General features: G+C 43.3%; 17 protein-coding genes, 1 tRNA gene and 1 riboswitch. Of the genes, 12 read left to right on the top strand and 6 right to left on the bottom strand.

Features of this window, described 5'->3' with window-relative positions; genetic code table 11:
* Positions 1-229 precede the first annotated feature (229 nt).
* Together H3V14_RS07235 and H3V14_RS07230 are read right to left on the bottom strand one after the other, a co-directional pair.
* On the bottom strand, positions 230-910 hold the full coding sequence (locus tag H3V14_RS07235; RefSeq protein ID WP_198227645.1) for a BON domain-containing protein: 681 nt from the start codon (positions 908-910) through the stop codon (positions 230-232).
* 114 nt (positions 911-1,024) lie between these two features.
* Positions 1,025-1,198, bottom strand: coding sequence for a hypothetical protein (locus tag H3V14_RS07230; protein WP_178391789.1), 174 nt, complete (start codon positions 1,196-1,198; stop codon positions 1,025-1,027).
* Between the two features lie 107 nt (positions 1,199-1,305).
* On the opposite strand from H3V14_RS07230, the gene H3V14_RS07225 reads away from it, so the two are divergent.
* The 6 genes from H3V14_RS07225 to H3V14_RS07200 all read left to right on the top strand — a co-directional run bounded on the left by H3V14_RS07225 (position 1,306) and on the right by H3V14_RS07200 (position 7,910).
* Positions 1,306-3,525, top strand: coding sequence for a TonB-dependent hemoglobin/transferrin/lactoferrin family receptor (locus H3V14_RS07225; RefSeq protein WP_198227643.1), 2,220 nt, complete (start codon positions 1,306-1,308; stop codon positions 3,523-3,525).
* 243 nt (positions 3,526-3,768) lie between these two features.
* Positions 3,769-3,900, top strand: coding sequence for a hemin uptake protein HemP (gene hemP / locus H3V14_RS07220; protein WP_246785104.1), 132 nt, complete (start codon positions 3,769-3,771; stop codon positions 3,898-3,900).
* Positions 3,901-3,914: 14 nt separating this feature from the next.
* Positions 3,915-4,958, top strand: coding sequence for a hemin-degrading factor (locus H3V14_RS07215; protein WP_198227639.1), 1,044 nt, complete (start codon positions 3,915-3,917; stop codon positions 4,956-4,958).
* 21 nt (positions 4,959-4,979) lie between these two features.
* On the top strand, positions 4,980-5,912 hold the full coding sequence (locus H3V14_RS07210) for a hemin ABC transporter substrate-binding protein (protein ID WP_198227637.1): 933 nt from the start codon (positions 4,980-4,982) through the stop codon (positions 5,910-5,912).
* 136 nt (positions 5,913-6,048) lie between these two features.
* On the top strand, positions 6,049-7,128 hold the full coding sequence (locus H3V14_RS07205; RefSeq protein ID WP_198227635.1) for an iron ABC transporter permease: 1,080 nt from the start codon (positions 6,049-6,051) through the stop codon (positions 7,126-7,128).
* Entirely contained in the window at positions 7,125-7,910 is a 786-nt protein-coding gene (locus H3V14_RS07200; protein ID WP_198227633.1) for a heme ABC transporter ATP-binding protein, read from the top strand. The genes H3V14_RS07205 and H3V14_RS07200 overlap by 4 nt, the downstream gene beginning before the upstream one ends.
* A gap of 23 nt (positions 7,911-7,933) precedes the next feature.
* On the opposite strand, the gene H3V14_RS07195 is transcribed toward H3V14_RS07200, so the two are convergent.
* From H3V14_RS07195 to H3V14_RS07185, 3 genes are all read right to left on the bottom strand, one after another.
* Positions 7,934-8,542, bottom strand: a complete 609-nt coding sequence (locus tag H3V14_RS07195) for an alkylhydroperoxidase domain protein (RefSeq protein WP_198227631.1) — start codon at positions 8,540-8,542, stop codon at positions 7,934-7,936.
* 68 nt (positions 8,543-8,610) lie between these two features.
* On the bottom strand, positions 8,611-9,195 hold the full coding sequence (locus H3V14_RS07190; RefSeq protein WP_198227629.1) for a CMD domain protein: 585 nt from the start codon (positions 9,193-9,195) through the stop codon (positions 8,611-8,613).
* A 42-nt stretch (positions 9,196-9,237) separates the two neighbouring features.
* Positions 9,238-10,248: a putative FMN-dependent luciferase-like monooxygenase gene (locus tag H3V14_RS07185; RefSeq protein ID WP_198227627.1), complete on the bottom strand. Its 1,011-nt coding sequence runs from the start codon at positions 10,246-10,248 to the stop codon at positions 9,238-9,240.
* An 869-nt stretch (positions 10,249-11,117) separates the two neighbouring features.
* On the opposite strand from H3V14_RS07185, the gene H3V14_RS07180 reads away from it, so the two are divergent.
* The 3 genes from H3V14_RS07180 to H3V14_RS07170 are packed head-to-tail and all read left to right on the top strand — an operon-like array spanning position 11,118 to position 12,268.
* The gene (locus H3V14_RS07180) at positions 11,118-11,309 is read left to right on the top strand and encodes a hypothetical protein (RefSeq protein WP_198215812.1); all 192 of its coding nucleotides are present in this window, start codon (positions 11,118-11,120) and stop codon (positions 11,307-11,309) included.
* Positions 11,306-12,019 (top strand): MFS transporter, encoded by a 714-nt coding sequence (locus H3V14_RS07175; RefSeq protein WP_198227625.1) that lies wholly within the window; start codon positions 11,306-11,308, stop codon positions 12,017-12,019. The genes H3V14_RS07180 and H3V14_RS07175 overlap by 4 nt, the downstream gene beginning before the upstream one ends.
* Before the next feature lie 24 nt (positions 12,020-12,043).
* Positions 12,044-12,268, top strand: a complete 225-nt coding sequence (locus H3V14_RS07170) for a hypothetical protein (RefSeq protein WP_198227623.1) — start codon at positions 12,044-12,046, stop codon at positions 12,266-12,268.
* Between the two features lie 573 nt (positions 12,269-12,841).
* Here the strand turns inward: H3V14_RS07170 and H3V14_RS07165 are convergent.
* A tRNA-Ser gene (locus tag H3V14_RS07165) sits at positions 12,842-12,932 on the bottom strand.
* Between the two features lie 877 nt (positions 12,933-13,809).
* On the opposite strand from H3V14_RS07165, the gene H3V14_RS07160 reads away from it, so the two are divergent.
* The 3 genes from H3V14_RS07160 (at position 13,810) to H3V14_RS07150 (ending at position 17,446) form a co-directional block, all read left to right on the top strand.
* Positions 13,810-15,096: a porin gene (locus tag H3V14_RS07160; protein ID WP_198227622.1), complete on the top strand. Its 1,287-nt coding sequence runs from the start codon at positions 13,810-13,812 to the stop codon at positions 15,094-15,096.
* Positions 15,097-15,953: 857 nt separating this feature from the next.
* Entirely contained in the window at positions 15,954-17,075 is a 1,122-nt protein-coding gene (locus H3V14_RS07155; RefSeq protein WP_198227620.1) for a pyridoxal phosphate-dependent aminotransferase, read from the top strand.
* Between the two features lie 5 nt (positions 17,076-17,080).
* A complete protein-coding gene (locus H3V14_RS07150; RefSeq protein ID WP_075914782.1) occupies positions 17,081-17,446 on the top strand; it encodes a DUF423 domain-containing protein in 366 nt (121 codons plus the stop codon).
* A 155-nt stretch (positions 17,447-17,601) separates the two neighbouring features.
* Positions 17,602-17,727, top strand: a riboswitch (TPP riboswitch).
* Positions 17,728-17,735: the final 8 nt, after the last annotated feature.

Genomic DNA, 17,735 nt, shown 5'->3' with positions numbered 1-17,735 from the left:
CTATAACGATTATTCGGCTCATCCTGTAGAAAGAGTAGCCAACTCGATAACGGTTTACCGCCGTCATGTCTTCAAAATATTAACTATTAAAAATAGAACCGATATACTTCATCGGCTTTTTTAAATCTCATTGACTTACTTTCGTTTTTTCAAAAGCAATCATTTATCATCAGCAATAATCCCGTCCGCGTCCGCTCCTTGCGTCGGCTTTTGACGCAACCACCGAAATTCAATTCGCCTCGGCACAGGAATTTTGCCAATAACCTCCATTCGGTTTGTCCCAGATACATGCTGCGTCAATTTGATAGTTTTCGGGCAATTTCAAGCTTTTATCTTCATCCGGTGAATTTTTAAGCTTGTAAAGAGTAACCCTATCAAGGGTGAGTTTATTACCTTTCACTGCTATGACACCGGTGTTCATCATCGGCAAAACCTTCAAAAAGAAAGTAAAGGCCCGTTGGAATTTTTCCGGCATAACGGCTCCGGTATCCATTTCGTCATAAACCATCATTCCGGGCTTTTGTGCCGAAATAAGATTGGTCAAGTTGAACCGTGCAAAACCTACCGGAATGGTTCCCCGTACGGTAATTCCGTCTTCGTCGACGATGAACATAAGATAATCGTTTTTTTGCTCTGAAAGAATGACAATATCGGATTCAACATTTTGAACATGTTTAAGTGCTTTTACTTTTGCGACTATATTGTCACGTGCCGCTTTGTCGGGGGCATAACCGTGCAAAGTGACATTAAAACCGTCCACATCATAGGAAAGCCAATTTGTTTCATCCCCAAGTTCGTTCAACTCAATGGAAAGATGCCTTTCCTGCCCACCTATTCCGAACCAAAGCCCCATGACGACTATAAAAACAATCACTGTAAGTGATGGCCAGAAAAATTTACGAATGAACATCAACATTTCCTATGATGATTGGGATACCGTTTGTTTTAATCAAACCGGTTTTTGCATACAATGACTTTTCGTCTCTTTCCGCGTTAATCGCTCCTGAAGATAAACCAAACCCGTTTATAAAACCTTTTTGCCAAGTTCCCGCCTTTTTTGGGTGAGACCCGCATATTCCACATCTTTACGGCATAGCAGATAAGTGCAGCCAATCGTCGCCAATCCGTCTTGCTCAGGTTTTCTGTCCTGCACAGGTTTTTCTTGATTATTTTTATCATGTTTTGTATAAGCAGCCAATCAACGTTCGGGGCGTTGAAAATTCTGCTCAGCCAGCCGGTTAAAAATCCAGCAAGCCAGGCGCTTTTTCCATATGCATATTATTCTTAAAAGCGAGGGACGAGGTAATGCTGCTTAAGATCGGGACGAGACTGAAAACATGTGCTGCATCGGGAGGGCTGGCAATAGCAATTCCCCTGACAATCGCGGTTCCCCTGACAATCGTGATTCCTATGTCGGTTTTTGCGCAGGAGGCAGAAAATAGTGAAACGCAGCTTAATCCCGTCATCGTTAAATCGAAATCCGAATTATTGAAACTCAATAGTCCTACTATTTTAACCGAGCGTAAAACGGCCAAAGACATAGCCGACAAACAGGTTGACGATGTTCATGATATTGATCGGCTTGATCCTGCTATCAACTATAATTCTTCAAGCGACAGTTTTAATATCAGGGGGCTCGACCAGAACCGCGTACTGACAACAATCGACGGTATTCGTCTTCCGTGGCTTTATGACGGATCGCGACAAGTCAAAAATGGCATATCGCTATTCGATTTTTCATCGCTTTCAACTTTGGATATTATTCATGGAGCCGATTCAAGCCTCTACGGTTCGGGAGCATTAGGCGGTGTCGTTGCACTACGCACACTTGATCCTGAAGACCTTTTGACAACTGACAAGAATTGGGCAAGCCTGACAAAAGGCAGTTATGATTCAACCGATCGCAGTTGGCGTATCAACGAAGCATTCGCAACGCGTGCACAACAGACTTACGCCTTGTTCCAGGGTGGCTATAAGCGCGGGAAACAGCGTGAAAACAACGGCATTGGAGGAGGATATGGTGCAAACCGTGTCGATATGAACCCGACAACATTCGATCAGGATAATTTGCTTTTCAAACTATATCAACACATCGACGGCAGCCAACGGGTTGGTTTTACTGCCGAGCGTTTCAATCTTTCCAAAGACATTGATACCTACAATTTGTCAACATCCACCTACCGCCCAGGTTCGGGAACAGAAGACGATGAAAAACGCCGTGAGCGTCTCTCTCTGTCTTACGACTATAATGGAGGCGGCTTCCTTGATGAAGCACATGGAATTGTTTACTGGCAACGGCAACGCACCGATGAAAAATCGGAATCCGACCGCATATCCATCCCAAAAGGTTATTATATGCGGGACAATCTAATTCGCGACACTGATTATGGTGTCAATATTGCCGGACTGAAAAAACTTGAAGCAGGGTCGACAACACATGCATTGCGTTTAGCAACCGAAGCGTCATCTTCAAAATTCCAACAATATGCTGAAGGCGAGGATAACTGCCCTCCCCCGCCGTTTAAAGGGCCTTTCATGGCGTGCAAATTCATGCACATCAACCAATCGGATTCTCCGGATACAAATAGCACGATTTTCGGTTTGACTGCCGAAGATGAAATTGGTTTTCTCGCTAACCGTTTGAGATTGACACCCGGATTACGTTACGATTGGTATGATCATCGTCCGCAAGACACTTATGCTTATGAACATAGTGCAGGCTTCGAGGGCTATCCGCCAAATAACAGCCGGTCACACTTGTCGCCAAAACTTAGAGCCGAATGGGATGCATTAAACGATGTAACGCTTTACGCACAATGGGCACAGGCATTTCGTGCTCCCAGCGTTACCGAGCTTTATCTGAACTATACCAATCCGGGTTTTTATTATACCCGCGGCAATCCCGATCTCAAACCCGAAACCAGTAACGGTTACGATATAGGGGCAAAGCTCGGCAATGATGATCTTGGAGGATCCATTAGCCTTTTCTCGAATTATTACCGCAATTTTATTGATGAAATCGATTTGGGTGCAAACCGTGAATTCATGCTTCAACGCTTGAATTATATCAATCGCGCTCACGTTCGCATCTCCGGTATCGAGGCAAAAGGACATATTGTTTTTTCAAACGGTTGGCACACCAATGCCGCTCTCGCCTACGCTGAAGGAAAAGACACCGACAATGATGAGCATCTCAATTCCATACCAGCGCTGAAAGGGATCATCGGTGTGGGGTATGCACGTGAACAATGGGGATCGGATGTTTCTTTGACGGCAGCAGCAAAGCGCAACAAAGTTGAAGAAAACTCCGATTTTGCCAAAACTCCGGGTTATACACTCGTTGACCTTACCGGATGGTGGCAACCACTTGGCAAAAAAGGCCCCAGATTACAAGCCGGTATCTATAATCTCTTTGACAAGCGTTATTGGAATGCAGTCGATCTTCCTTCGGCGCCAGCTTCGCCGAAAGATTATTATAGTCAGCCCGGACGCACATTCAAAATCTCCTTCACACAAAAATTCTAACGCAATCCCCGATAGAGCGCGGGCTGGATTGAACGGACCGACTTACGAGGTAACCGCTTTTAACAATTTGGCTTCTAAAAATAGCTGAAAGAGCTGTGACATGAACACAAAATGAAACTTCCATTTTCTGACTATACGAAAAAGTGTATTGCCATTTTATAAAACATGATAAAAATTATCATGTTTATGGATGACAGGTAAAAACGAATGCAGAGAAACCTTGAATTGCAATTAAGAGACCCGATGAGGCAATCTCTCATGATGATTGAAAGCAAAGCGTTATTCGGCGCGAAAAAGGAAGTATTGATCCATCATGAGGGGGCTGTTTATCGGCTGAAAATCACCCGTTTTGGCAAACTTATTCTGAATAAATAGAAAGGCGGACACCCATGACACTGGAGAGCGGAACTATCCTTTCATTGCGTGAGCAAGATAAGGATTTACGGGATAGAGAATTTGTAAAATCTATAGGTATTTCGGAAGCCGAACTGGTTGAAGCTTTCATTCCGACCGGTAAAGCGCAAAGGCTCAAAATCGATGTTCCACTATTGCTAGAAAACGCCCATAAGCTTGGCGAAGTAATGGCTCTTACCCGCAATGAATATGCGGTGAGTGAAAAGAAAGGCCATTTCCAGAATGTTTTCCCCGGAAGCGACGTTTCTATGACGCTTGGCCAAATTGATCTTCGTATTTTCCAAAACAATTGGAAATTTGCATTCGTATGCACCATGCCTGTCCGTGACAGGATTGTGGATAGCCTACAGTTTTTCGATGCTTATGGCGAGGCTGTTTTCAAACTCTATCCCGAACCAACAACCGATCTTGACGAATGGAATAAACTTGTCGCTTTTTTAAAGGTTGATGCGACGAAGGAAAAATTGCGGGTTTTACGAGCGACACCCTATAATAATTCGCCGATACACAATGCGGATATTGAAGAATTCCGCAATCGCTGGCGGCAAATGACCGACGTTCACCAGCTTCATGACATTTTGAAAGAACTTAAAATTGGCCGACACGACGCAGTGAAGCTTGTTGGGAGCGAATTCGCCAATGAAGTGCGTGGCGATTCAGTCGAAATTCTTCTGCAAAATGCTGCCGAACGGGAAGTTCCTATTATGTGTTTCGTCGGTAATAAGGGATGCATCCAGATTTTTACCGGAAAAATTGAAAAACTCAAAAAAATTGACGGCTGGTTCAATATTCTGGACGAAAAATTTCACCTGCACCTGCTCACATCGGGAATTTCACGCATCTGGAATGTACGCAAACCGACCAGCGACGGTTATGTCAGTTCATTGGAAGTTTTCGACCAGAATGGCGAAATGATTATTCAATTTTTCGGAAAACGGAGTGCCGGCGAACAGGAGCGTGAGGATTGGCGCAGTTTGTTAAGCGAGCTTCCTCCTGCGCCGGAAATGGCAGTCGCATAACAATCATGGAAATTGATGCTGATGAAATATGTTTTCGTTGATAACGATGACGCGCGTTCTGTTTGGCCGGATATTTTTCGGCCTGATCGACCAGACATTGTTCTGTGGTTTTTAACAACACTTTTCATCGCGCTTTTTCCGGCGAAGGCGGTAGCCAATCCGGTCGATGAATTTCCCGAAGGCGCAAAGATCATATCAATCGGCGGAACATTGACAGAAATTGTTTATGCTTTAGGCGCGGGTGACCGGTTAATCGCCCGCGATACGACAAGCACCTATCCGGCAGAGGCACAAAACCTGCCTGATGTCGGTTACATGCGAAATTTATCGCCCGAAGGCATTTTGTCTCTTCGTCCCGAAGCCATTTTGCTCGATCAGCAGAGTGGCCCCGCTTCGACAATCGAAATTCTGGAAAATGCCGGTGTACCGATGGTTGAAGTCGCTGAACATTTTACAAGGGAAGGAATTAACGAAAAGATTTTAAAAATCGGTCATGCGTTGCACAAACAAGAAAAAGCGCAACAGTTGATAGCAACTGTTGATGAAGAGTTTGCAAAAAACGATGCGCTGTTAAAAGATTTACCCCACACGAAACGCATCCTTTTTGTTTTGACAATACAAAATGGGCGTCTCATGGCAGCGGGAAAGAATACAGCCGCTGATGGTATCATCAAACTGGCGGGCGCAACAAATGCCATTGACGGCTTTAACGGCTATAAGCTTCTTACCGATGAAGCCATCATCGGCGCCCGACCGGATCTGATTTTATTGATGGCTCATTCCGCTACGAACACAACAGTCGACGATATAAATAAAATACCTGCGATCGAGACGACACCGGCTTTTAAAAAGAGGGCAATCAAACAAATGGACGGACTTTATCTATTAGGCTTCGGTCCAAGAACGCCGATTGCCATACGTGAAGTCATTCAAACTCTCTATACAAGCGAGTGACGAAATGATGCCGGATTGTAAAGCGGAGAGGTACTTCCGCCACGTAAACCTTACCGGTGTGGTTGATTGGCTTAAAACCTGTTTCATTCTTTTTCGCGTTCTTTTTATCTGAACAGGCACGCATAAGCAAAACAACATGGTAGCGACATTGTTTTCATATCATCCGGTCGAAGGTGATCGCAGCATTCGGGGAAAAATAGCCATATTTTTACTCCTCGCACTGTTTTTCACGTCCGTATATTGCGGTCTGGTTTTTGGAGCTTATGACGTTTCAATTTCCGATTTTTTAAAATCGGTTATTCGAAATGGCTTTTTAGAGAGTTCCAGATCACGTGATTATCTGGTGCTCGTCAACATCCGGCCACCACGCGTTATTCTTGCTGCATTGGTTGGTTCTGCACTCGCTATCTCCGGCGTGCTTATGCAAGGTTTATTCCGTAACCCTCTCGCCGATCCGGGAATCATGGGCGTATCATCCGGATCCGCTTTGGGAGCCGTTATCATCATTGTCGGTTCATCCCTGTTGCCGCCGTTTTTTATAAGCTTCTTTGGAAGTTTCACGATTGTCACCGGCGCCTTTACCAGCGGCTTGATAACAACCATTATTTTGTATTTTATCGCAACCAGAAATAACCGGACATCGGTTGCCACGATGTTACTTGCCGGAATTGCATTGAGCGCCTTATGTGCGGCCATATTGGGATTCCTCATCTTCATTGCCAATGATAACCAATTGCGAGATATAACTTTCTGGAACCTTGGTTCACTCGCCGGTGCCACATGGTCACGTGTTGCAATCGCCTGCCCCTTCATTCTAACCGGTCTTGTTATTGCGCCATTTCTTTCACGCGGAATGAACGCCTTATCGCTTGATGAAGCTGTTGCCGGACATCTGGGGTTCGAGGTTCAACGCTTGAAATATTTAACAATTTTTCTTGTCGCTTTCATGTGTGGTGGTGCTGTATCTGTAAGTGGCAACATTGGTTTTATCGGAATTATCGTGCCTCATATCTTGCGCCTCACAATCGGCCCCGATCATCGTTTTCTCATACCTTGTTCGGCACTTCTCGGTGCTTCCATGCTGATTATAACCGATACTGTTTCGCGCATCATTGTGGCACCGGCCGAACTTCCAATCGGCATCATCACCGCTTTGATCGGAGGTCCTTTCTTCCTGTGGATTTTGCTTAAACAACGTGGAACACTTAACCCATGATCGAAACCGAAAATCTCGAACTCACCCTCGGAAAAAGCCTTATATTGCACAGCCTGAACTTCAAGGCACAAGCTGGACATGTAACCACGATTATCGGAACCAACGGTTCGGGAAAAACCACACTTATCAAAGCCTTAAGCGGCGAACTTTCCTATAGTGGAAAAATAACAATTAACGGCGAAGACATAGCCCGAAAAAAACCGTCTGAAATGGCATTGGTAAGAGCGGTCCTTCAACAATCAACCGATGTGAGTTTTCCCTTCCTTGTCAGAGAAGTCGTAGCGCTCGGTCTTTCAAACAGTCTTGATCCCGACTTTATTAAGAAGAGACTGCCTGAAATGGCGTTAGAGAAGGTCGATTTGGCAGGCTATGAAGGACGATTTTATCATGAATTATCTGGTGGGGAACAGGCTCGTGTGCAGCTTGCCCGCGTAATGTGCCAGATTTGGGAACCGGTTTTCAATGGTATTCCACGCTGGTTATTTCTGGATGAACCGGTCGCAAGTCTGGATATCTATCATCAACTCGCTGTTATGGATATTGCACGCGATTTTTCAAAAGCGGGTGGCGGCGTTATTGCTATTTTGCATGATCTCAATTTGGCCGCCCATTATAGTGACAAAATTATTGTCATGGACCATGGACATATTATCAAAGAAGGTTCGCCAGCAGCAGTCTTGACCACACCCATGCTGCGTGAAATCTATCATTGCAAGCTCACCGTTGGCAAAATACCTGCCGAGGGTGTGCCTTTTGTTCTCCCTCAATCGGCTTGTTTATGATCGAAGTATGAACTTCAGACATGTTATTTTTGCTCAAGTTCCGGTTCGCCCAGTGATAACATCAAACGGTTGGCCCAATTAAAAAAACTGACAGCGTGGATAACATCGAAAATTTCATCATCATCAAGACCGGCGGCACGAAGCGCGTCGACTTCTGTTTGTCCGAAGACTGGCGGTGTTTGACTGAGTGTTGATGCAGCAGAAACAATGGCGTTCCAGCGTTCTCCTAAATCGGCAGAGATCCCCTTATCGAGGAGTTCGTCAACATCAGCCGGTTTTTTTGAATAAACAGCCGCATGTCTGGCATGAACAGAAGCACAATAAATGCAGCCGTTAAAGCGCGATGTTGCAGCGGCCGCAAGTTCCCGCTCGGCACGGGGCAAGCCATCCACAGTATTATAAAAAATATCTTTATCTGTCCTTGTTCGCGCTTCCAATATATCGGGATCGCGCGCCAGCAAACGGAAATAATCCGATTTTGCACGAGCCGGTTCGACTAAAGCCCCGCGTTGACGTTCGCTCAAACTGTCTTCCGCAACCGGTTCGATCCAAGCAATCCAATCGAGGTTTTCGCGCGTAAAGACATTAGGTCTTCTACTTTTCTTGGTCGAATTAACGGATTTTGTGTTCATTCTCGTTCAATTCCCGATTATAAAAGTGGGTTATTATGCAGCTTTTCAACAAAGCTTAAAAGTTGCCGTTAATTTGTTTTTTTATTCGCCGCCAGTGCTTTTAGCCCCAGAGCAAGTCTCAACTGGAAGCTCAAAAAAGCAACCAGTTGTGAAAGAGTAACGATTTCATCATTGCTCCAACCGGCTTGTTTCAATGCTTCGAGATGGTGTGCCTCACAATCCCGCGGGTGAAAAACAAGAAGATGACTATGCGTCAATGCGGCTGCCAATTTTTCTCCCAAAAAATTCTTTACTTTAGCGTCAGCATTCCACGTTTTTCCGGAAGTATTTTCTTTGGTAAGCGGACCATCAGGATAACTGCCAAATGGCCCTGTGCTTTTCGCAGAATCGGCTGCCTCCTGAATAACGTCCGCCCAATCCGGTTGCAGTTTTTTCAATTCATTTTCATAAAATTTGATAGCTTTTTCAAAGCCATGCAATCGGGAAACAAAAGTTGCAATTGCAAAGCGACCTTGCAAAGAAAAGTCGCCATCTTTGACGTTTAAAAACAGCGCTTCATAACTCTTTTGAGCCTGATCTTTCGTAATTGGCCGACGTTTGCGTAGCTCCAATGGCGAGCCAACAAGCTTATTGATGACATCAAGCTGGGACATTTTTAGTTCCTTACAGCGAATATTCGCCTGGCAAATCCTGTTTCAATGTGTGGCAAGTTTCAAGCCTAATGCAGGCGCAATTTCTTTTGCCGTGAGTTCTAACGATTTCATGATATCTTCGTGCGGCGGATCAACGGAGTGCACCTGAAAAACGACATCTGTTGCACGATTAAGCGAGGTATCTTTCTTCAGCGATGCAATCACATCTTCCGGCGTTCCGACATGTTGGTCAAACGCAACAATAAGATCTTCAAGGGTGTCGCTTTTCTTGTTCGATAAGGCTTTACCTAACCGTTTGGCAGCCTTTTTTAATCCTTTTTCAGCTAACTCGAGAGCATGGGCACGATCGCGAGATACAAATAAACTTCTGGATGCCATGATGCGGGGTTTGACACTTGCAGGCAGTGCCGCGAGGTAAGCGTCAATGATCGGGTTTTGTATTTCATCAAGCGAAGCATAAAGGTTATCAGCAGGACGCGGTTGTGTGCGCGACAACATTAGCCCGTCGCCTTTTTCGCCGGCAAGCTTACCTCCGAACGGAGAAAATGTTGCCATCCAGAAACGACGCAACAAATGCGGAGCACCTGGATAAAGCCGGTTACCATCCAACAGATCTTCTCCGGCAAAGGCATGACGCAACACTTCAAGATGGTGGGCATAAACTTCGCCACGTTTATCCGGATTGACACCAAACACTTCAAATGACTCGCGTGTTCCTCCGGTGCCAAACCCCAGTTCCAGACGGCCATTCGATAAAAGATCGACAACCGCTGCATCTTCTGCAACGCGCACGGGATTTTCCATCGGTAAAGTGATAACTCCCGTTCCCAACTTTATCCTTTTGGTTTTTGCAGCAACATTTGAAAGAAAAGCAAAAGGCGATGGAAGGCCACCTTCTTGAGGGTGAAAATGGTGTTGGGCAACCCAGGCGGTTTCAAAGCCCAATTCTTCTGCAAAAATTATTTGTTCCTCCGCCAACTTGTAACGTTCACCAGCAGGTACATCATCAAGAAGGCGTGAAAAAAAGCCAAGCTTTTTTTGGTTATTTGCCATTATAAAAATCCATTTCCAACAAACATCAAATAAAATGTTTTCCGGCAAAAAGCCTAAACGCTTGGCAGACAACCGACAAAGAATGGATTTCTCGTTTTCGACTTTGATAAAAATTTAATTGATATAATTGTTAAGATTGTTAGAAAATTTGTCTCAATATTATTTTGCATGCTTCGGTGCGGATCCAATGCTAAAATTTTGGACAGTTTTTCGCTTTTAAAAAACGTTATTTTTTAATTTTGAATATTCAGGATTCAAAAAAATTAAGCCAATATTTTTAATATTGAAAACGGATTTCGTAATCGTTTTCATAGAACGTAACATCCGCATTGCGTAGCTTTCAGATTATTTGATTTCGATATGCATAGGCCTCCGTCTCGATTTTCCGAGAAACTTCCAGCCCCTATAAACTATCGGCTTGCAGCCGAAAAATCACCGCTTCAATGAGACTTTATCGAATATTGAATACGTCACCACGTTCTTAAACTTATTCGTTTTTCGCATTAAACCAGTTTGTTAAATTCCGTTGTTTAAGTTTCCTGTCAGCCCATCCGACAAGCATTTCATCTCACGAGTTTCATCTCGCAATGCAGGTAATTTTATCTGTTATAAAATCCCTTATAAAGTTGATAAATAAAGTTAGGTAAAAACTAATTGATTTTACATATCGATATTCCGGTCATCATATTTTAGTTCCGGAACATATGGGCGAAGTCATTCATGCAAGGAAGCTCGGATACCGCGGTATTTTCCGGAAAAAATTAGATCACCATTCGCTATTTCAAGTGTTAAACGTTCCGCTCTCATTATTTTTATAATGGCCAACGCTAAAAGCTAAAAAATACCGGAATGAGAAGGAGCGTTGCAACATGTCATCTATAAGAATATCACTCATCTGTTTATCCTTATCGGCATTAGCCTTGGGGCTTTCATCATATATGACAGCCGGTTTAATCCCTCTGATTAGTAACGATTTTGGCGTCTCAATCGGCTTGGCCGCGCAGTTGGTAACCGCTTTTACGCTACCTTATGGTCTTTGTCTCCCGTTCTGGTGGGAATGACAGGACATCGTGATCTTAAAAACAATGTTTGCATTTATCTTGGGGTGTTTGTTATTGCCAATGCGGCATGCGTGATCGTTCCGGAGTTTTATTCATTAATCATTCTTCGTGCTATAGCGGGAGTTTCCGCGGGTGCGTTTCTTGCTTGTGGAATAACTGCATCGACCCGATTGAGCGGCAACGAGAGCAAGGGCAAATCCATTTCAACAATAATGGCGGGAATGGCAATTGGAACTGTCATCGGCGTTCCCGCTTCGCTCGTTATAGCCGATCATTTCGGTTGGCGGAGCGCTATGATAATTGTGAGTATTCTTGGTGGTATGGCTCTCATCGGTTTATCTCTATGTTTACCGGCCTTGCCATCAACCATGATAAAATCTGAAAAATCCCGATTTTCTCTTTTATCCGAATGGCCCGTTGTGAGAGTTCTATTGATCTCTCTTTTTGCAGCAATATCGAGTTTGGGAATGTATACTTTCCTATCTCCATTTGTGAGCGCCATAAATAAAGAGGCCTATGTCACGGTTTATTTATGGTACTGGGGCTTAGGGGGCGTTTGTGGAAGTATTCTGATTGGATATTTTGTCGATGACTATGATCTTAAGAAAATCCTATTGATTATTCTCGGATTGCTTTTGCTGTCATTTCTGGGGTTGGTTTTACTGTCCCGCATCTATCTGCCATTGATAGCTTTACCCCTCGTTATATAGGGTGCGGTTGGCTGGGCGTTGCAAGTGCCCCAGAACAATGAACTCATAAAACTCAGGGAGGATAAAGGCGATGGTAATCTGGCAGTCGGTTTAAACCAGTCATCCGTCTATCTCGGAGGGTCGATAGGCTCGATGATTGGCGGCGTTCTTGTTTCATACGGAGTTTATCCCGCAACACTGCCCGCTTATTTTATGCTACCTGTTATTATTGCTCTTATTCTTTTATGGACGGGTAAAATCAGACGTTAGATGGGGTGCGCCCGCTATACGTCCGTTGCTTTATCTTTTTGGTTGATCTCGCTTTTAAACAATACTTTGTCTAGAAGACGCGTTTTCAAGTACTCGCAAAAACATCTGTTATAATGCCATTATATTTTTACAGAAAAACTGCGTATCGATATAATCGAATTCAAAAAGTAATGCCGTAAAACTCCGGTTCCAGAATCCACTGACGTAAAACGTCCAAAGCAGTGGAAATTTTTTACAATCAAACTGACTAATAGAAACGAACGATTATTGAAATCAACTACTTACAGACAAATTTCTAACCATGCTGAGAGATGCAGGTTCAATCATTTATTGGATGCCCCCTCCTGATGGACGTGATAAATTCAAAGCTTCTTATCATGGACTTTAGATTCCCAAACACCAATTCATCCTAGAATTTTATTCTAATTAAGCTTGACTGACCCTTAATATGCGAATGTAAGCGGCGCAGTTGGACGTATAGTCATGCTCTGTTGAAAGGCGCATGAGTTAAAGGGCAAAAAACCGATTAAGATAGTTTAACTTATTGATTTAGTGATTTTTTTCAAGGTAGGATGGCGGAGAAGAAGGGATTCGAACCCTCGAGAGCCTTTTGAGCTCTACTCCCTTAGCAGGGGAGCGCCTTCGACCACTCGGCCACCTCTCCAAGAGGAGCCAATAAACATTCTTTGATGGAAGTTCAAGCGATTTTCACGAATTTCTAAAATTTTATACATATTAATGGCACCCATTAGTGACGTCTCAAACATTTTTGTCAAAGACACTTCGTAGCTGCTCACTAACAGAGCATTGTCTTTCTCGCAGAGAGGGCTTCTGCCATTTAGCCAAACGATTTCTTTCGATCTCTCGGTCTGGATTACCCATAGTTATATAATGAATGGGTTTGTTTTATTGCGACTTAATCATCGTGAATTAGCCTTGACGAGTTAGCCAAATTCCTCGTTTTGCACATTCTTTCCTAACTTCTGTAAAACGTCGGTCTGTTGCACGCTGTCATATTCCGTCTGTTGCAAAGCCCGATTGTTTCATTGCTGCTTATAACTTCAATCAGCGGGCAGTTTCTCGATCCAGAAACTTAGAGCTAATCTTCATTCATAAATGCGATCAATGTCTAAACCAGCTGACGTCAGTCTATATTTTGAATTGAAAAGTGTTGGTTTTGTGCAATAAAAGAAATTCTGTTCCATATTGAGAATAAAGTGTGTTTCGACTCGAATAGATCGTATACAAGCGGTCAAAATCAGCGGTTAATGAAAAATTAACACAAAATATATGGTTAATTATCCACAAACAAAATGGCTTGATTGATATATTTTTGTGTCATTTTTGCAACAACAATCAATGATACTCGGGTTGGAGACGCGGTTTTTCCTAATTCGTTGTTGAATCGAACTTCATGTCGGGTATGTTCGATCCATGAAGAAGGAGCGCTTGCGTGCGACTTTTTCGGTTAAGGGGATCGGGATTCAACTTTCTGAACTTCGTGAACCCGACCCAATTTTAACTTTGACTGGAGGTCAGATATGAACATTAAGAGCCTTCTTCTCGGCTCCGCTGCAGCTCTCATTGCAGTTTCTGGCGCTCGTGCAGCTGATGTTGTCGTTGCAGAGCCTGAACCCGTTGAATATGTACGCGTTTGCGACGCGTATGGTGAAGGATATTTCTACATTCCCGGAACCGAGACTTGCATGCGTATTTCGGGCTATGTCCGTGCAGACATCAAGGGCGGCGATAATGTAGGCGCTCGTAAGCGTGGTGAGGTTGATCGTGATACTTACGCATGGCGTACACGTGCAACACTCCGTTTCCACACCGCTTCCGAAACAGAACTCGGCACATTGCGTACATTCGTTGAATTGCGTTCGCAGTGGGACCAAGGTGCAGAATGGGATCACAAGGGTGATTCCGCTGGTGGACAGCTCCGTTTTGCTTTCATCGAACTTGGTGGTATCCGCGTTGGTCTTGATGAATCCATCTTCAACCATTGGACAGGTTACTATGGTAATGTCATCAATGACGATATCGTAAACCCGATGGCTTACACACGTACCAATGTTATCAGCTATACTTTCAATGCAGGAAACGGTTTCTCCGCTATCTTGGGTGTTGAACAAGGCAACGATGACCTGAATAATGCTCGTGACGAAAACGGACATGATTTCGGCTATGGCTATAAATATTTCCGTGACGAAAATGGCAGTATAGAGACTAAAAAACATAAGCTTAGCGGAAAAATTGATGACTATACCCCGAATGTTGTCGGCGGCTTGAAATTCGTTCAAGGTTGGGGCGGTGTTTCGGTTGTTGGCGCATATGATGCCTATTATGAAGAATGGGCTGCCAAGGCTCGTTTGGATTTGAACGTTACCGATCAATGGAGCGTTTGGGTCATGGGTGGATATAAATCTGCCGATGATACATATATGGAAGACGATACCTATGGTCCTCATGGAAAATCTTCTTCACGGATAAAAGACGGCGTAACCAAGTACGGGATTTATCGCCAAATCAACTCAATCTATGGTGATTGGGGTGGTGACTGGTCTGTTTGGGGTGGTACAACCTTCAAATTCAATAAAAAGACCAGCTTCAACGCTCAAGTTTCCTACGACGATACAGATACATTCGCTGCATCTGTTAACGTAAAGTATGAATTGGTACCGGGTCTCGTCATTACTCCTGAATTGACCTATGTTTCTTGGGATAATGATTACAGTAAACGTAACGACGCCAATACAATTAAGTATGTTGACTCCCTCAAGGGGCAGGATGCTTTCCAAGGTATGGTTCGTATCCAACGTTCGTTCTAATTCTTGAATTGATTGAAAATAAGAACCGGTGGTTTTGCCACCGGTTTTTTTATGTTTGACGGGATTTTAAAGTGGCTTTTGAATATTTCGTGATAACGCGCCTATTGGCTGTGTTATTAAACTTTGCAACGCACTTGTCTCTACCTTTGTGATTACCTGTCAAGATTACTCAAGTCGCAAGCGTAACATTGTGATCGGCTCACGTTCCGGTAATTTTTCCCTTAACAGATTCAGCTTCATCAACTTGCATTTCGTAAATTTAATTAACTCACTTAGGGTGGAAGGTTTTCTTATAGGAACAGAATATAGTTTTGTCCGTAAAATCATGACAGACGGTTGGCTCATCCTGTTTGTCTGGAGATATTCAAGACGTAATCCCACAATCCGGTTAGAGATTTTTTATCAGGTAAAATTGAAGGTTGTATAAAAATATCTTTCGGTAATTCGATCTAACAAAACATTTTTGAACCGTTTTGAAATTTTAAAAAAAATACCCAGCTATTTTTAATCCGGATGTTTTTTAAATTTTGATAAAAATAATCTATTAATAAATTTTATATAAGTTATTAATTAAACTATTAGTTTAATTTTTAATTTTACTTATTTATATAAATTTTATAAAAAGTATATAAATTTTAATACTATTATTGAAAATAGATTCATATTTTTCAATACATAAAATTTGAATTTGGCATACTGAAAAAACGGTTTTTGCGTTACGTGAAATCGAAATGTCATTCAAAATTCATCATTTAATTCCACGTCATAACGATTTATTGATGTTCAGGGCAAGGGTATTTTGTGCTAGTGATGCCAAAATGCGCTTTTGCCTGTTGCCGTTTTAACTGGAATAAACAATGTCAGCAAAATTTGAGTTCCCGGCTGTTACGCCGCTTGTTGCGTCTCTCCCATCTACCGTTCCCTTTACAGGACCGGAATCAATCGAACGGAAAACAGGCCGTTTATTTCGCGCCCGATTGGGAGCCAATGAAAATGGCTTCGGACCTGCACCATCAGTCATCAAAGCACTACAGCAATCTAACAGTGAGGTCTGGAAATATGGTGATCCGGAAAACTATGATCTGATAAATGCTTTGGCAAATCTTTATAATTTAAAGCCTGAGCAATTGACGGTTGGCCCGGGCGTAGACTCGTTATTAGGATTGATTGTGCGGCAATACATCAAGCCTGGTGATGTTGTCATCAATTCGCTTGGCGGGTATCCGACGTTCAACTACCATGTAGCCGGTTTTGGTGGAAAACTGGTGAATGTTCCCTATTCGAACGACAAATCCGATCTTCAGGCTCTTTCGGACGCAGCTCATAAATATAAAGCAAAAATTGTTTATCTCGCAAATCCGGATAATCCGTTGGGAACATGGCACAATAAAAATGAGATAGAGGCTTTCATAACGAATTTACCGAAGACAACCTTGTTGGTTCTTGATGAAGCTTATGGTGAGCTTGCACCGAAAGATGAAATGCCGGAAATGTCCAAAATTTGGCCTAACGTGTTGCGTATGCGCACCTTTTCCAAAGTTTACGGACTAGCCGGATTGCGTTGTGGCTATGCGATAGGGCCAGCCGAACTCGTCTGCATGTTCGATAAAGTACGGGATCATTTTTCTGTCAACAAAATGGCACAAATTGCGGCGTTTCACGCTTTGGCGGACAGGAAATATCTTGATGAAGTTATAAGAAAAATCGACAATGCAAAAAAAGAAATTGTAAAAATTGCTGAAAGTCATGGATTAAAAACGTTACCATCAGCGACAAACTTTGTCGCGATCGATTGTGGACGTGATGGAAATTTTGCAAAAGACGTTCTGGACGGACTGATCAAGCGGGCGATATTCGTGCGTAAGCCTTCTGTTCCTGTTTTGGATCGGCTCATAAGAGTAAGCGTCGGTCCCCAAAAAGAGATAGATCTTTTTGCAGAAGCTTTTGCATCCGCGCTCGACGCGGCAAATAAGGGGTGAAAAATATGTCTGATCTGAATAAACGTATATTATGCGGCTTTTCCGGCCTCTATGGCGCCGGTGGTATTGCCGCTTATGCTGCTGCCTCGCATATCGGTGGCTATTATGAAGCCGTAGCACCTGTGCTTCTTGGTAATGCCGCGGCATTGCTGGGGCTTTCGGTTGCAACAAAAACAAACATCGTCATGCGTCTTTCCGGCTTTTTCATCATCATTGGCGTCGCACTTTTTGCCTCGGATATTATGTGTCGCGAATTTGCTGAAACACGTCTGTTTCCTTATGCTGCTCCACTTGGTGGCACAATCAACATTCTCGGCTGGCTTTTGTTAATCATTGCCTCATTTTTGCCTTTTGAAAAAGAAGACGATTAACGTATCAGATCGCTCGTCAAAACTTTTCTCTTATATAAAAATCTTGAATACTGCCTTTAAGGATATATGCATTCAAGCATAGGTCGCGTCCTTTGCGTCGTTCATTAATCACGCTTTATAGATGTTGACAAAATAACCTTTTAAGCCAAACATGCAAACCAACCTTGGGGAGCCTTTCGAGGCTGAGAGTCTGTATTGAATTGGTCAAAATCCAATCATTACAGTGACCCATTGAACCTGAACCAGTTAGGACTGGCGGAGGGATGGTGTTTATGTTTGACACGCTTTT

The organism is Bartonella sp. W8151, from assembly GCF_016100385.1.
GTDB classification, from domain to species: Bacteria; Pseudomonadota; Alphaproteobacteria; order Rhizobiales; family Rhizobiaceae; genus Bartonella; species Bartonella apis.
Note: the sequence above shows the minus strand (reverse complement) of the source record. Positions and strands in the feature narration are given on the sequence as shown.

Bases quoted from the DNA above. Each gene is read 5' to 3' on its own strand.
- H3V14_RS07235 (WP_198227645.1), bottom strand. From the start codon at position 910: ATGTTCATTCGTAAATTTTTCTGGCCATCACTTACAGTGATTGTTTTT.
- H3V14_RS07225 (WP_198227643.1), top strand. From the start codon at position 1,306: ATGCTGCTTAAGATCGGGACGAGACTGAAAACATGTGCTGCATCGGGA.
- hemP (WP_246785104.1), top strand. From the start codon at position 3,769: ATGAGGCAATCTCTCATGATGATTGAAAGCAAAGCGTTATTCGGCGCG.
- H3V14_RS07215 (WP_198227639.1), top strand. From the start codon at position 3,915: ATGACACTGGAGAGCGGAACTATCCTTTCATTGCGTGAGCAAGATAAG.
- H3V14_RS07210 (WP_198227637.1), top strand. From the start codon at position 4,980: ATGAAATATGTTTTCGTTGATAACGATGACGCGCGTTCTGTTTGGCCG.
- H3V14_RS07205 (WP_198227635.1), top strand. From the start codon at position 6,049: ATGGTAGCGACATTGTTTTCATATCATCCGGTCGAAGGTGATCGCAGC.
- H3V14_RS07200 (WP_198227633.1), top strand. From the start codon at position 7,125: ATGATCGAAACCGAAAATCTCGAACTCACCCTCGGAAAAAGCCTTATA.
- H3V14_RS07195 (WP_198227631.1), bottom strand. From the start codon at position 8,542: ATGAACACAAAATCCGTTAATTCGACCAAGAAAAGTAGAAGACCTAAT.
- H3V14_RS07190 (WP_198227629.1), bottom strand. From the start codon at position 9,195: ATGTCCCAGCTTGATGTCATCAATAAGCTTGTTGGCTCGCCATTGGAG.
- H3V14_RS07185 (WP_198227627.1), bottom strand. From the start codon at position 10,248: ATGGCAAATAACCAAAAAAAGCTTGGCTTTTTTTCACGCCTTCTTGAT.
- H3V14_RS07180 (WP_198215812.1), top strand. From the start codon at position 11,118: ATGTCATCTATAAGAATATCACTCATCTGTTTATCCTTATCGGCATTA.
- H3V14_RS07175 (WP_198227625.1), top strand. From the start codon at position 11,306: ATGACAGGACATCGTGATCTTAAAAACAATGTTTGCATTTATCTTGGG.
- H3V14_RS07160 (WP_198227622.1), top strand. From the start codon at position 13,810: ATGAACATTAAGAGCCTTCTTCTCGGCTCCGCTGCAGCTCTCATTGCA.
- H3V14_RS07155 (WP_198227620.1), top strand. From the start codon at position 15,954: ATGTCAGCAAAATTTGAGTTCCCGGCTGTTACGCCGCTTGTTGCGTCT.
- H3V14_RS07150 (WP_075914782.1), top strand. From the start codon at position 17,081: ATGTCTGATCTGAATAAACGTATATTATGCGGCTTTTCCGGCCTCTAT.